We start from the raw sequence: 12,947 nt of genomic DNA on the forward strand, positions 1-12,947 counted from the left end.
GCCCTACATATCCTCCAAAGGAGACCTTAATGACCAACGTGCTTTTGCAGGACTGGGACACCCCGTTTCAGATTGCCCCCTTTGACGCCATTTCCGACGATGATTTCGCCCCTGCTCTTGATGTGGCGCTGGCCAATCACCGGGCCGAGATCGACGCGATTACCGGCACAGACGGCCCCGCCACCTTCGCCAACACGATCGAAGCGCTGGAGGCCGCAGGCCGTGACCTCGACAAGGTGCTGGGGCCGTTCTTTTCCATGGCAGGCGCCGACAGCAACCCGGCCCGCGAGGCCCTGCAACGCGACTTCTCGCCCAAGCTTGCCGCGCATTTTGCCGAGATTTCCGGCAACGCCGCCCTATATCAACGAATAGCGGACGTGTGGGCGCAACGCGACACCCTCGACCTGACCGACGAACAGGCCCGGGTTCTGATGCTGACCCATCGCGGTTTTGTCCGCTCTGGTGCCGCGCTCAAAGGCGCGGATGAGGACCGGATCAAGGTGATCAAGGGGCGGCTGGCCGAGCTGGGCACGCAGTTTACCCAGAACCTTTTGGCGGACGAGCGTTCCTGGTTCATGACGCTGGCCAAAGAGGATCTGGCGGGCCTTCCGCCCTTTGTCATTGATGCCGCCCATGCCGCAGGCGATGAAAAGGACGCGGGCGGGCCGGTGGTCACCCTGTCACGGTCATTGATCACGCCATTTCTGCAATTCTCCACCCGCCGCGATCTGCGCGAAAAGGCATACAAAGCCTGGGCCGCGCGCGGAGCCAACGGGGGCGACACCGACAACCGCGCCATCGCTGCAGAAATCCTGGCGTTGCGGGCCGAACGTGCCAGCCTATTGGGGTATAACAGCTTCGCAGATTACAAGCTGGAAACCGAGATGGCCAAGACGCCCGCCGCCGTGCGCGATCTGCTCATGGCCGTATGGGGCCCCGCCAAGGCCCGCGCCGAAACCGATGCCGAGGCGCTTGAGGCGATGATGCGCGACGATGGCGTGAACGGCCCGCTGGAACCATGGGACTGGCGGTTCTATTCCGAAAAACGGCGCAAGGCATTGCACGATCTGGATGAGGCCGAACTCAAACCCTATTTCCAACTCGACCGCATGATCGAGGCGTCATTTGCTTGCGCTACCCGCCTTTTCAACCTGAATTTCAAACCGTTGGACGTGCCGCTGTACCATCCCGATTGCCGCGCATGGGAGGTGACCCGCGACGGCAAGCATATCGCCGTCTTCATCGGGGATTATTTCGCGCGCGGCTCAAAACGGTCGGGGGCCTGGTGTTCGGCCATGCGGTCGCAAGCCAAATTCCCTGAACCGCAAACACCCGTGGTGATCAACGTCTGCAACTTTGCCAAGGGCGATCCCGCTTTGCTCAGCTATGATGATGCGCGCACGCTCTTTCACGAATTTGGCCACGCGCTGCACCAGATGCTGTCGGACGTAACATACGAAAGCGTATCGGGCACATCCGTAGCGCGCGATTTCGTGGAACTGCCCAGCCAGCTTTATGAACACTGGCTCGACGTGCCAGAGGTGCTGCGCGAATACGCCACCCATGCCGAAACAGGCGCGGCGATGCCTGCCGAACTGCTCGACAATGTGCTGGCGGCGGCCACCTATGACATGGGGTTCCAGACGGTAGAGTATGTGGCCTCCGCCCTTGTCGATCTGGCCTTTCACGAGGGTACGCCACCCGCCGACCCAATGGCGCGCCAGGCCGAAATTCTGGCGGAAATGGGGATGCCCCACGCGATCGGGATGCGCCACGCGACACCACATTTCGCCCATGTCTTTGCAGGCGACGGATACTCATCGGGCTATTACAGCTACATGTGGTCCGAAGTGATGGACGCCGACGCCTTTGCCGCGTTCGAGGAAGCAGGCGGCGCTTTCGATCCCGCCAAGGCCAAGGCGCTGGAAGACAACATCCTCAGCACCGGCGGCAGTGCGGATGCCGCCGACCTTTATGTGGCGTTCCGTGGACGGCTGCCGGGGGTGGATGCCTTGCTCCGGGGTCGCGGGCTTGCGGCATAAACATCATGGCGGTCGGCGCGAAACCGACCGCCATATGCAAACGCTTAGGTCGATGCAGCCACCCAAGGGCCCACATTCACTGTCACCGTGCCTTCGCTGATATTGGCGAGGGTTTTCGACGGGACCTGACCACCGGAATAGGGCCCAATCGGCGTCTCATCCATGGAAAAGCCATAGGCCGCCCCACCGATCATGATGGGCGTCGTGCCCACCGTGCGGTAATCATTTCCGTTCACGTCACTGGTGTGCAGGAACTTGGCATAAAGCTGGCTGATGGCCGTCGCGCTGTACCACTTGCTGTCGTCATTCCAGGCGGTCGTGCTGAAGGCAGTTGGCGTCTCGGTCGCGCCCAGCGCGCCCACACCGTCAAGGGCCACACCGCGACACAGCGCCTCCCAGATCGTGTCCTGAAGCAGCATCGCCTCCGGCGCAGTCACGCCCGGCGTCAGATCATCGGTAAAGGCCTGCTGAAACACGTATTGCGCACCCTGCAATTCGTTGGGCGCGGTCACCGGATCGGCCCCCAGCGGGGTAAAGAAGTCATAGGTGTTTGTGCCGTTGCTGAGGCTATAGGCCAGCATATCGGTGCCGGTGGTCGGGTTGGTCTTGGTCTGGCAGGTACCCGCATAAATGTTGGGGTTCGTTGCGTCCCCCGACAGGTTGATGGACAGCATGTTCCCATCCTGAAAAAACGACTGAAGGGTCGCCGTCCAATAGGTCTCCAGCGCGCTTCCGGATGAGGTCGAATAGTTGCTGGTTGTCGCGGCCAGATAGTCGTTGGGGCCGGTCAGGGCAAAGAACTGGCCCGCCACCAACGGCGGGGTATAAATGCTGCCCGTGATCGGCGCATCATACAGCAACACGCTATAGGCGTCCGATCCGGCAATGCCCGTCTGATTGGCCAGAAACGCGGTATAGGCCGACGCAATATCGGCCCGGGTCACAGAACTGTCCACGCCAAAGCTTTCGTCAGGCGCGCCGCCATTGCCGGAGACTGTGAAGTTCAGGTTCAGACACATCCCATCCACCGCCGACACGTCAAAGGCCGCATCCATCCCGAATTCGATGAAATCATAAGGGCCCTCAGCGGCCACTCCCGGCGCATTCAGATAGGGGTATTGGGTATACATCTGCACATCGTCATAGACGTCATGGGTGATCGTTTTACCGGTTTTCTTGTCCTTGCTGGTCCAGGTCTGCGCCAGCAGGTCCAGGGCCTTGGGTGCCTTTGTGCTGACCATGAACACAAGGCGATCATTGCCGTTTGTGGTGTCGGTCAGGGTGACCGGGGGCATTGTCGACAGGGGATAAAAGGGCAAGGTGCTGCCAGTGGTCGCCTCAAATGCGCCAGTGCTGCCCAAAATTTTAAAATCGGTTGTGTGTGCCGTGGAATCATAGCTCCCGCCATTGATCCAGCCTGCGACATATACGATGCCTTGGTCGTCCGTCAGACCGGTATTATCATTGATTTCAAAAGTAATCGTGCTCATGGCGTTTTGACCTTTGGTTTGTGTCTTTGTTGTTTATCACCGAGGCTATAAGGCGGGCCTCAATTCAACCATAAATCGTATGCGGAAAACTTCTCAACCTTTGCGCTTATGGATTTTGTTGGCGACGAGGTCCGAGTGTCGTCACCCCCGCTCGCCTGGCCCGCATCTGCGCTGCGCACCCGGATATCTGATGTGACTTTTGCGCCAGGGCGTCAGGGCCAGAACGGCCACCACATCACGCACCGCCCTCCCGCGTTGCACCCAAACCCGTTGCACCGCCGTTCCCCAGCCGCTACGCCATTCTCATGAAACCGATCCGCCTCATGTCCGGGTTCCTCACCGTGGGCTTCTGGACCCTGGCCAGCCGCGTGCTGGGCTTTGTGCGCGAGATCATGCTGCTGGCGCTGATCGGCCCCGGCCCGGTGATGGACGCCTTTGTCGCCGCCTTCCGGCTGCCCAACATGTTCCGACGGTTCTTTGCCGAAGGGGCGTTCAACGCGGCCTTTGTCCCGATGTTCTCGGCCAAGCTGGAAGGGGACGAGGGGGCCGCCACGTTCGGGCGCGACGCACTTAGCCTGCTGGCGCTGGCCACGCTGATGCTGACCGGATTGGCGATGATCTTCATGCCTGCGCTGGTCTGGGCGACGGCAGGCGGGTTCGACGCAGAACGCTTTGATCTGACGGTGGAATTCGGGCGGATCGTGTTCCCCTACATCTTCTTCATGTCGCTCTCGGCGTTGTTCTCGGGCGTGCTGAACGCGACGGGCCGGTTCGCTGCGGCGGCAGCGGCCCCCGTCCTGCTCAATGTGCTGGTGATCGCGGCGATGGCGCTGGCCTGGTTCACAGGCGGGGCGATCATCACCTGGCTGATCTGGACGATCCCGCTGGCGGGCGTGGCACAGCTTGCGCTGACCTGGGGGGCCGCGTCACGGGCGGGCTTTGGCCTCGGCCTCAGCCTGCCGAAATGGACGCCAGACATGGCCAAGATGGTGCGCACGGCGGTGCCCGCCGCGCTGGCGACCGGCGTGATGCAGATCAACCTCGTCGTGGGCCAATTGGTGGCCAGCCGCTTCGACAGCGCGGTCAGCTGGCTTTTTGCCGCCGACAGGCTCTATCAACTGCCGCTTGGCGTGGTGGGGATTGCCGTCGGGATCGTACTGCTGCCCGATCTGGCGCGCAGGCTCAAGGCCGAGGATTACACTGGCGCGCGCGACGCCTATTCCCGCGCGGCCGAGTTTTCCATGGCGCTCACCATCCCCTCTGCCGTGGCGCTGATGGTGATCCCATTGCCGCTGGTCTCGGTCCTGTTTGAGCGGGGACAGACAGGTGCAGATGACGTGGCTTCCATCGCGGTGGCCGTGGCAATCTACGGGCTGGGGCTGCCGGCCTTTGTGCTGCAAAAAGTGCTGCAACCGCAATACTTTGCGCGGGGCGACACCAAACGGCCTTTCCATTATGCGCTGGTTGCCATGGTCATCAACGCGGCACTTGCCATTGGGCTTGCGCCCGTGATCGGCTGGATTGCCCCGGCCATTGCCACAACGGTGGCGGGCTGGGTCATGCTGGGCCTGCTCTTTTGGGGGGTGCGGGGCCTGGGCGAGGTCACGACGCTCGACACCCGCTATCGCCAGCGGCTGCCCCGGATCGTGCTGGCTGCCGCCGTGATGGGCGTCGCGCTGTGGATGGCGTCGGTGGCATTGTCGCCCGCCCTCGGCGCGGCCTATGTGCGCTATGGCGCGCTGGTCGTACTGATCGCCATCGGCATCATCAGCTATTTCGGCATGGCCCACATCACGGGCGCACTGCGCCTGTCCGACATCCGCCGGGCCGTTCGTCGCTAGCGGCGGCGCAAAACCGCCACCAGACGCGCCATGCCCCCCGGCAGGACAAAGGCAGTCAGGGCAAAGCCCACGACAAAGCCCGCAAGCTCGCCAACCCACGTGTACCCCACCTGAAAAAAGATGCCGAACACCAACTGAATACCCATGAGAAAACCAATGAGAGTAAAGGCCTGCGCCTGCGGCCCGCCCGTCGCCACCTGCCGCTGCCACAGCAGGAACGTATAGGCCCCAATGAGGCCATAGACCGACGGGTAGGCCCCGATCATCCAGGCCTGATCTGTAAGCAGGCCAAAAACGACCGCGCCCAGCACCCCGCACAAAACAAAAAGCAGGACAACTGCCCAGCCGCCCATGGCCTCGCCCACCATCTTGCCCATGGCCAACAGGATCACGCCTGCAAAAATGGTCGAGGTAAAGGAACCATGGACAAAGGGATAGGTCAGGAAGCGGATCAGATGCTCGGGCAACAGCCGCGCATTGGCGAGCATGAAATCAAAGGCCGATCCCGAAAATCCGTAGTCATTGATGGCCTGCAAGCGCCACCCCACCGCGGACGGCCCACCGATCAGGCCCGCCTCGCCCAGGCTGAACATCCCCTCGACACCCGCAAGGACGATAAACAGCATCCAGACAGGGGCCGGCAATGGGTTCACGGGGCTGGGATCGGGGTGGTTGGACATGGGCCGGGCCTTACTTGACGCTACTGGCCCCCATGGGTAAGCCAGCCACGCAAGAATGCCCAGAGGTTCCAATGTCAGACAGCTCTTTCACCCCCCGTGTTTTCTCCGGCATCCAGCCGTCCGGCGGGCTGACCCTTGGCAACTATCTGGGGGCGATCAAACGGTTCGTGTCCATGCAGGACGAAGCGTTTGAGACGGTCTATTGCATGGTCGACCTGCACGCGATCACCGCCAAGTTTCTCGATCCCGCGACCCTGCGCCACAATACGCGCGAACTGGCGGCGGGGTTCATTGCCTCGGGCATCTCGCCGGAAAAGTCGATCCTGATCAACCAATCCCAGGTGCCCGAACATGCCCAACTGGCGTGGATCTTCAACTGCGTGGCCCGCATGGGCTGGATGCAGCGGATGACCCAGTTCAAGGACAAGGCGGGCAAGAATGCCGAAGCCTCGTCGCTGGGCCTCTTTGCCTACCCGGCCCTGATGGCCGCCGATATCCTGATCTACCACGCCACCCACGTGCCGGTGGGCGAGGATCAGAAACAGCACCTTGAACTGACCCGCGACATCGCCACCAAGTTCAACCACGACTTCGGCGTCGATTTCTTTCCCATCACCGAACCGGTGATTGAGGGGGCGGCGACACGGGTGATGTCCCTGCGCGATGGCGCCAAGAAGATGTCGAAATCCGACCCCTCCGATGCCAGCCGGATCAACATGACCGACGATGCCGACACGATTGCGAAAAAGATCCGCAAGGCCAAGACCGACCCCGACGCCCTGCCGTCCGAGGCCAAGGGGCTTGAGGACCGGCCCGAGGCGCGCAATCTGGTGAACATCTATGCGGGCTTGGCCGACCTGAGCGTCGATCAGGTGCTGGCCGAACATGGCGGCGCACAATTCGGCGCGTTCAAGCCAGCACTTGCCGATCTGGCCGTGGCGAAACTGTCGCCCATTTCGGGCGAGATGGCCCGACTGATGGATGACGTGACCGAGATCGACAAGGTTCTGGCCCGCGGCGCCGAACAGGCGCGCGAAATCACCGCGCCGATCCTGAAAAAGACCTATGAGATCGTCGGGATGGTCGGCAGCTGAACCGCCGATGGCGGATCAAGATCCGCCTTACGGGGACGCGGGGATGGCGCGCCCCTATCTCAGGTAATCGCCCAGTTTCGCCAGACCCGTGCGCAGCACATCCGGGTCATTGGCAAACCCGATCCGCACATAGCCCTCCATCTCGAACGCATCACCGGGTGTCAGCATCACGCCCGTCTTCTCCAGCAGGTCCACGCAAAACGCCCGCGCCGTCCCCTCCGTCTCGACCCTCAGCATCGCGGTTGTCCCCGCCTGCGGTTTGACCCAGGACAGACGCGGCTGACCTTCGATCCAGTCAGACAAATAGGCCAGGTTCCCCCGCGTGATCGCATGGCTTCGGGCCAGGATCTTGTCCCGGTTCTCCAACGCCAGCGCCGCAAAGTGATCGTTGATCATCCCCACTGAAATCGTGTCGTAATCGCGGTGGATCAACACCTGTTCTGTCACCTCCGCAGGCGCCACCATCCAGCCCACGCGCAAGCCAGCCAGTGAAAACGCCTTGGACGTGCTCGCCGTGCTGATCCCCTTCTCATAGACATCCACGATAGAGGCGGACATCCCGTCGCCCACCTGCCCTGTCCCGCGATAGACCTCGTCGCACAGCACGTAGGCCCCCGCATCCCGCGCAATCCCTGCAATCTCTTCCAGCATCGCGCGGGGGATCAGGGCTCCGGTCGGATTGTTGGGGTTGGTCAGGGCAATCAACCGCGTGCCGGGTGTGACCATGGCCCGCAAAGCGTCCAGATCAGGCAAAAACCCATCATCAGCCCGCAACCGCAACTGCGCCACATCCGCCCCGATACTGGCGGGGATGGAATAGTGCTGCTGATAGGTCGGCACAATCGACACAACCCGGTCGCCCGGCGACACCAGCGCCTTGTGGACCAGCATGTTGGCCGCGATGGTCCCATGGGTCACGGTCACATCTTCGACGGACTGATCGGCATACATATCGGCAATCGCCTGACGCAATCGCGTCGACCCTTCGATGGCACCATAGGTCATCTTCATCGGCAAAAGCTCTGACAGGTCCGCATGGTTCCGGCCCGCCAGGTGCAACAGCTCATCAATGGTGATGCTCGCCACACAGGTTTCCGCCAGATTATAGGCACAGCGGGTTTCCCACTCGTTCATCCAGATCTCGACTTTGAACGGCTCAATCAGCATGGGCAGGAGTCCCCCGGGGAAAAAGGTCAATGCGCCTTTCTAGGGCCAAAACCGGCCCCTTCACCAGCCTCGGCGCGGTCATTGACCCATATCAACGCGCCAAGCCAGCCAGGGCATTACCCTCGCAGCCACACCTAAAAGGGAGAGAAGCGATATGTTTGCGAAAATTGTTGTCGGCTATGATGGGTCGGATACGGCGAAAAACGCGATGCGGCTGGCCTGTGATCTTGCTCAGAAATACGATTCAGAGCTGCATCTGGTGCACACACCGCAGCCGCATACGGTCGCTTTCGCCCTCGGCGCGGTTGCGGGCTATCACGCCGCCACGACCATGCCCCACGCCGACGAGGTGGAAAAAGCGGCCGCCGCCATCGTGACCTCGGCCCGCGATGTGGCCAAGGACTGCAACCAGACCATCACCGGCGTACACACAAACGCGGGCGAACCTGCGGACGAGATCATCGCCGTGGCCAAATCCGTGGGCGCCGACCTGATCGTGACGGGCCGCCGGGGGCTGGGCGGCGTAGGTGCGCTGGTGCTGGGCAGCACAACCCAACGGGTCAACCATCTGGCAGAATGCGCCTGCCTCTCCGTGACCTGAGGCCATAGCCCCACCGGCGCGCACCAACACTGCGCGCCCGCGCGCATTGTCCGGGACGGCGGCAGGCCATAGCTTTTGTCAGACCTCAAGACAGGAGCACATCATGCCCGCCACCGTCCCCGCCGACACCCGCGTCGGCCACATCCACCTCAAGGTCACTGACCTCGACCGTGCCATCCACTTTTACAGCGACGTGTTGGGGTTCAGCGTCACGCAGCGCTATGGCGATCAGGCGGCCTTTCTCGCCGCGGGCGAATACCACCACCATATCGGGCTGAACACCTGGCATTCCAAAGGAGCCGGGGCCGCCCCCGTGCGGGCCGCCGGGCTCTATCACTCCGCTTTTGTCTTTCCCGACCGCGCCTCGCTCGGAGCTGCGCTCCAACGGGTGCTGGATCATGGCACACCGCTTGACGGGGCGGCGGATCATGGCGTGTCGCAGGCGGTCTATTTCCGCGACCCCGACGACAACGGGGTCGAGCTTTATGTGGATCGCGACCCGGTCGATTGGCCGCGCGGGCCGGACGGAACATTGGCCATGGTCAATGACCGACTGGACGTACCCGCGCTTCTGGCCGAAGCTGCGACATAATCGCCTGCATTAACCCTTTTTCCGGGCTGTTTGGACGGCCTGACGGGAAAACGTACAGACCCGGTGGCAAACTGCTCATTTTCTGAAATGCGGGGGCAAACCGGGCCGAATCCGGGTGCTCAAAACGTACAGAAGCGCGGCAAGACTGCTCATTTCCTGCGCCCATATCGCCAGTTTGTGGCGCTGTTTCCCACGGTTAACACAGCGTACGCTGCTGATGGACAAGCCCGCCCCGCTCGGTCACTTTGCCGTCGCAGGGCAGCAGAAAGGCCAGATCATGAGCACAGGGTTTTACCACGACGAACGCACGCTTTGGCACGGCGGTGGCAACTATACATTTACCCTGCCCATTGGCGGTCTGGTGCAACCCTTGGCCGCGGGCGGCCTGCCCGAAAGCCCCGAAACAAAGCGGCGGCTCAAGAACCTGATGGACGTCACCGGGCTGATCAACGACCTCGCTGTCTCTTCTGCGCCTGCCGCCACGACTGAACAGTTGCAGCGCGTGCACCCCGATTATTATTTACAGGAATTCAAAGAGTTATCCGACGCAGGCGGGGGCGAACTGGGTCGCCGCACCCCCTTCGCCGCGGGCGGTTACGAGATCTGCGCGCTGTCCACCGGCCTTGCCATCGCGGCGGTCGAGGCAGTGTTGGACGGCACCCACACCAATGCCTACGCCCTCAGCCGCCCGCCGGGCCACCACTGCCTTCCCGATTTTCCCAATGGTTTCTGTCTGTTAGCGAACATCGCCGTCGCGATTGAGGCCGCCCAGGCCACCCGCCCCGACCTCAAGGTTGCGGTGCTGGATTGGGACGTGCACCACGGCAACGGGACCGAAGCGATCTATTATGACCGCGACGATGTGCTGACCATCTCCTTCCATCAGGAGGGGAATTATCCGTTAGATACCGGTGACTTAGCTCATCGCGGCAAAGGCCCGGGCGAGGGCCTGAACATCAACCTGCCTCTGCCCGCAGGCACCGGCCATACCGCCTATCTGCACGCCATGGAACGCGTGGCCCTGCCCGCCATCGAGGCCTTCAACCCCGACCTGATCATTGTCGCCTGCGGCTATGACGCCAGCGCCATCGACCCTTTGGCACGGATGCTGGCCACCGCAGACACGTTCCGCCAAATGACATTACAGATCAAAGGGTTAGCCGAGCGTATCTGCGACGGAAACCTCGTCCTGGTGCACGAGGGCGGCTATTCCGAGGCCTATGTTCCCTTCTGCGGCCACGCCACGATTGAGGCCCTGTCAGGCAGCACCATCACCGCCCCCGACCCGTTCGAGCACACCTTCGACGTCCGCCAACCCGGCCCCCGCTTTGACGCGTTCCTGCGCGGCGAAATCGACCATATGGCCACTCAATTGGGCCTCTGACCCCTTGTAATCATACGCAAAAGCCCCGACATGGGGTCATAGATGTAAAAAGGCGTAACATATGCCCGTACCCAACCCTGCCGCCCTCGACTTCCTGCTGACGCGCCGTTCGCGCCCGGCCAAAACGCTGACGGGCCCCGCCCCCACGCGGGCCGAGCTGGAACCTATGTTGACCGGCGCCGCGCGCACGCCCGACCATGGCAAGCTCGAACCGTGGCGCTTTATCGTCATCGAAAAATCCGCCATGCCGCGTCTGGCCGAAACTGCGGAAAAGTGCGGAAAATCCAATGGCTTAGACCCAGAGCAAATCGCCAAGGGCCGTGCGCAATTCGATCAGGGCCACCTCGCCGTCGCCGTTATCGAGGTTCAGAAACCGTCCGAAAAGATCCCCGCGATTGAGCAAACCTACTCCGCAGGTGCCGTCTGTCTGGCGCTCTTGAATGCCGCGCTTGCCGCAGGATGGGGCGCCAATTGGCTGAGCGGCTGGCCCAGTCACGATCGCGCATTCATGACCCAAGCCCTTGATCTGAAAGACAATGAGCGCATCGCAGGCTTCATCCATATCGCCACAGAAACCAGTGCGCCGCCCGACCGGCCCCGCCCCGACCTCGGCGCGATCACCGAATGGGTCGACACATGATCCTCACGTCCTTTTTCGCGGCCTTGGGCCAGATCGGCGACCCACGCTTTCGCCGGGTCCTTCTCTTGGGCATCGCGCTCACCATCGCGCTGTTGATTGCGGCCACCTCAGGCTTTGTCTGGCTGATCGGAATACTGACCGCCGACACCCTCACCGTCCCCTGGATCGGAGAGATCACATGGTTCGGTGACATCATCACTTGGGGGTCGTTCTTCCTCTTCTTTATCCTATCAATTTTCCTAATGATGCCAGTGGCTTCGGCCATCACATCCATGTTTCTGGACGAGGTGGCACAGGCAGTTGAGGACAGGCATTATGACCTGCCACCCCCCACCAAAGTCCCCTTTGGCGACGCGGTCGTGGACACGGTCAATTTCCTCGGCGTACTGATCGCAGCCAACATTCTGGCGCTGATCGTCTACGCGATTTTCCTGCCCGCGGCCGTCTTCATCTTTTGGGCCTTAAACGGTTACCTGCTGGGCCGTGAATACTTCACGCTGGTGGCCATGCGCCGCGTGGGCCGCACCGGGGCCAAAGAGTTGCGCAAGAAACACTCCGGCACAATCTGGCTGGCGGGTATTCTGATGGCGATCCCGTTGTCCGTGCCACTGATCAACCTGTTGATCCCGATCGTCGGGGCCGCCACGTTTACCCATTTATATCATGGGCTTACAGGGGCGGCAGGGCGCGGTCGAACCAGTTCATATCGCTAAGCGAAATCCATCCCGACAGGATGATCCCCGCGATGACTATCCACAAGACCAGCGCCACCCAGGTCACAATCCAGGCCTTGCGCTTTGTGTGGTGATGCTCGGGCGCGCCCGCATGGGTGCCAGGCTCAATCTCGCCCAGGTCGCCTTGGGTCTGCACCTTGATCGGCAGGGCAATCAGAAAGCACATCCACCAGATCACGGCATAGAGCACGAGGGCTGAGGTGATGCCCATCTACACTTGCTCCAGCTCGACGAGGCAACCGTTGAAGTCCTTGGGATGCAAGAACAAAACCGGCTTGCCATGGGCTCCGATCTTGGGCTCCCCGGTGCCCAGAACGCGGGCGCCGGTGGCTTGCAGATGGTCACGAGCCGCCAGGATATCATCGACCTCGTAGCAGATGTGGTGAATGCCGCCCGACGGGTTCTTTTCCAGAAAGCCGTTGATGGGGCTGTCATCGCCGAGAGGGTAAAGCAACTCGATCTTGGTGTTGGGCAACTCGATGAAGATGACCGTGACGCCGTGGTCGGGTTCGTCCTGCGGGGCACCGACGGTGGCCCCCAAAGCACCGCGATATTGGGCGGCGGCCGCCTCAAGGTCAGGCACGGCAATGGCCACGTGGTTCAGTCGTCCGATCATCGTCAGGCTCCTCTGCATCAGGGTCTCGTCCTTATCGCCAAGGGGAAAGCTCCGCGCAAGGGTTCG

The 12,947-nt window shown here is 61.9% G+C and carries 13 protein-coding genes; 8 read left to right on the plus strand and 5 right to left on the minus strand.

Going from position 1 to position 12,947, the window contains the following annotated elements; all coding sequences use genetic code 11:
- The first annotated feature begins 29 nt into the window (after positions 1–29).
- Entirely contained in the window at positions 30–2,042 is a 2,013-nt protein-coding gene (locus Q1A44_RS00920; protein ID WP_299618244.1) for a M3 family metallopeptidase, read from the plus strand.
- Between the two features lie 44 nt (positions 2,043–2,086).
- Here the strand turns inward: Q1A44_RS00920 and Q1A44_RS00925 are convergent, their stop codons facing one another.
- Complete coding sequence (locus tag Q1A44_RS00925) at positions 2,087–3,532, minus strand: hypothetical protein (RefSeq protein ID WP_299618247.1); 1,446 nt, start codon at positions 3,530–3,532, stop codon at positions 2,087–2,089.
- Between the two features lie 305 nt (positions 3,533–3,837).
- On the opposite strand from Q1A44_RS00925, the gene murJ reads away from it, so the two are divergent.
- A complete protein-coding gene (murJ, locus tag Q1A44_RS00930; RefSeq protein WP_299618250.1) occupies positions 3,838–5,373 on the plus strand; it encodes a murein biosynthesis integral membrane protein MurJ in 1,536 nt (511 codons plus the stop codon).
- On the opposite strand, the gene Q1A44_RS00935 is transcribed toward murJ, so the two are convergent.
- On the minus strand, positions 5,370–6,053 hold the full coding sequence (locus Q1A44_RS00935) for a rhomboid family intramembrane serine protease (protein ID WP_299618253.1): 684 nt from the start codon (positions 6,051–6,053) through the stop codon (positions 5,370–5,372). The genes murJ and Q1A44_RS00935 overlap by 4 nt on opposite strands.
- A gap of 71 nt (positions 6,054–6,124) precedes the next feature.
- Between Q1A44_RS00935 and trpS the strand changes: the two genes are divergently transcribed.
- Positions 6,125–7,147 carry a tryptophan--tRNA ligase gene (gene trpS / locus Q1A44_RS00940; RefSeq protein ID WP_299618255.1) on the plus strand — a complete coding sequence of 341 codons (1,023 nt, stop codon included), beginning with the start codon at positions 6,125–6,127 and terminating at the stop codon, positions 7,145–7,147.
- Between the two features lie 54 nt (positions 7,148–7,201).
- On the opposite strand, the gene Q1A44_RS00945 is transcribed toward trpS, so the two are convergent.
- Positions 7,202–8,314, minus strand: coding sequence for an aminotransferase (locus Q1A44_RS00945; protein WP_299618258.1), 1,113 nt, complete (start codon positions 8,312–8,314; stop codon positions 7,202–7,204).
- 154 nt (positions 8,315–8,468) lie between these two features.
- Here Q1A44_RS00945 and Q1A44_RS00950 point away from each other — a divergent pair, with 154 nt between their 5' ends.
- The 5 genes from Q1A44_RS00950 (at position 8,469) to Q1A44_RS00970 (ending at position 12,244) form a co-directional block, all read left to right on the plus strand.
- Positions 8,469–8,915: a universal stress protein gene (locus tag Q1A44_RS00950; protein ID WP_299618261.1), complete on the plus strand. Its 447-nt coding sequence runs from the start codon at positions 8,469–8,471 to the stop codon at positions 8,913–8,915.
- Between the two features lie 103 nt (positions 8,916–9,018).
- A complete protein-coding gene (locus Q1A44_RS00955; protein ID WP_299618264.1) occupies positions 9,019–9,507 on the plus strand; it encodes a VOC family protein in 489 nt (162 codons plus the stop codon).
- Between the two features lie 277 nt (positions 9,508–9,784).
- Entirely contained in the window at positions 9,785–10,891 is a 1,107-nt protein-coding gene (locus Q1A44_RS00960; RefSeq protein WP_299621288.1) for a class II histone deacetylase, read from the plus strand.
- A gap of 61 nt (positions 10,892–10,952) precedes the next feature.
- On the plus strand, positions 10,953–11,531 hold the full coding sequence (locus Q1A44_RS00965) for a nitroreductase (RefSeq protein ID WP_299618267.1): 579 nt from the start codon (positions 10,953–10,955) through the stop codon (positions 11,529–11,531).
- The gene (locus Q1A44_RS00970) at positions 11,528–12,244 is read left to right on the plus strand and encodes an EI24 domain-containing protein (protein ID WP_299618270.1); all 717 of its coding nucleotides are present in this window, start codon (positions 11,528–11,530) and stop codon (positions 12,242–12,244) included. Before Q1A44_RS00965 ends, Q1A44_RS00970 begins: the two co-directional genes overlap by 4 nt.
- Here Q1A44_RS00970 and Q1A44_RS00975 read toward each other — a convergent pair.
- Together Q1A44_RS00975 and mce are read right to left on the minus strand one after the other, a co-directional pair.
- A complete protein-coding gene (locus Q1A44_RS00975; RefSeq protein WP_299618273.1) occupies positions 12,201–12,476 on the minus strand; it encodes a DUF1467 family protein in 276 nt (91 codons plus the stop codon). The genes Q1A44_RS00970 and Q1A44_RS00975 overlap by 44 nt on opposite strands.
- Positions 12,477–12,881 (minus strand): methylmalonyl-CoA epimerase, encoded by a 405-nt coding sequence (gene mce / locus Q1A44_RS00980; RefSeq protein ID WP_299618276.1) that lies wholly within the window; start codon positions 12,879–12,881, stop codon positions 12,477–12,479.
- Positions 12,882–12,947: the final 66 nt, after the last annotated feature.

The sequence above is a fragment of the uncultured Tateyamaria sp. genome (assembly GCF_947503705.1).
Taxonomy (GTDB): domain Bacteria; phylum Pseudomonadota; class Alphaproteobacteria; order Rhodobacterales; family Rhodobacteraceae; genus Tateyamaria.

Excerpts from the sequence above, each read along its gene's own strand:
- Q1A44_RS00920 (WP_299618244.1), top strand. The coding sequence starts at position 30 with ATGACCAACGTGCTTTTGCAGGACTGGGACACCCCGTTTCAGATTGCC.
- Q1A44_RS00925 (WP_299618247.1), bottom strand. The coding sequence starts at position 3,532 with ATGAGCACGATTACTTTTGAAATCAATGATAATACCGGTCTGACGGAC.
- murJ (WP_299618250.1), top strand. The coding sequence starts at position 3,838 with ATGAAACCGATCCGCCTCATGTCCGGGTTCCTCACCGTGGGCTTCTGG.
- Q1A44_RS00935 (WP_299618253.1), bottom strand. The coding sequence starts at position 6,053 with ATGTCCAACCACCCCGATCCCAGCCCCGTGAACCCATTGCCGGCCCCT.
- trpS (WP_299618255.1), top strand. The coding sequence starts at position 6,125 with ATGTCAGACAGCTCTTTCACCCCCCGTGTTTTCTCCGGCATCCAGCCG.
- Q1A44_RS00945 (WP_299618258.1), bottom strand. The coding sequence starts at position 8,314 with ATGCTGATTGAGCCGTTCAAAGTCGAGATCTGGATGAACGAGTGGGAA.
- Q1A44_RS00950 (WP_299618261.1), top strand. The coding sequence starts at position 8,469 with ATGTTTGCGAAAATTGTTGTCGGCTATGATGGGTCGGATACGGCGAAA.
- Q1A44_RS00955 (WP_299618264.1), top strand. The coding sequence starts at position 9,019 with ATGCCCGCCACCGTCCCCGCCGACACCCGCGTCGGCCACATCCACCTC.
- Q1A44_RS00960 (WP_299621288.1), top strand. The coding sequence starts at position 9,785 with ATGAGCACAGGGTTTTACCACGACGAACGCACGCTTTGGCACGGCGGT.
- Q1A44_RS00965 (WP_299618267.1), top strand. The coding sequence starts at position 10,953 with ATGCCCGTACCCAACCCTGCCGCCCTCGACTTCCTGCTGACGCGCCGT.
- Q1A44_RS00970 (WP_299618270.1), top strand. The coding sequence starts at position 11,528 with ATGATCCTCACGTCCTTTTTCGCGGCCTTGGGCCAGATCGGCGACCCA.
- Q1A44_RS00975 (WP_299618273.1), bottom strand. The coding sequence starts at position 12,476 with ATGGGCATCACCTCAGCCCTCGTGCTCTATGCCGTGATCTGGTGGATG.
- mce (WP_299618276.1), bottom strand. The coding sequence starts at position 12,881 with ATGATCGGACGACTGAACCACGTGGCCATTGCCGTGCCTGACCTTGAG.